The sequence below is a fragment of the Staphylococcus ureilyticus genome (genome assembly GCF_002902235.1).
GTDB classification, from domain to species: Bacteria; Bacillota; Bacilli; order Staphylococcales; family Staphylococcaceae; genus Staphylococcus; species Staphylococcus ureilyticus.
The window spans coordinates 1-269 of record NZ_PPRL01000136.1; the positions used below are offsets into that span (position 1 = coordinate 1).

Annotated in this window: 1 pseudogene; it reads left to right on the plus strand. The window is 38.7% G+C overall.

Annotated elements, in window-relative coordinates:
* Positions 1 to 269, plus strand: a pseudogene (locus CD150_RS11790) (transglycosylase); the annotation flags it as partial.

Below are 269 nucleotides of genomic sequence, written 5' to 3' on the forward strand. Positions count from 1 at the left end.
CCTGAACAATTAAATGCTGAGCCAGTACATGAAGGTGCTTATAACTATAACTTTAATCAAGATAATTTAAATTATAACTTTGAATCTGATGGCACATATTGGTCATGGAGCTATGGTGAAGGTTCAAACGGATCAAGCGATGCATCAACACAATCAACAACTAATGTAGGACAACAAGAACAAGCAACGCAAACTCAAGACCAAACACAACCACAACAAGCTTCATCAGAACAACCAGCACAAGAGCAAGCACCTCAAACTGAGCAAAC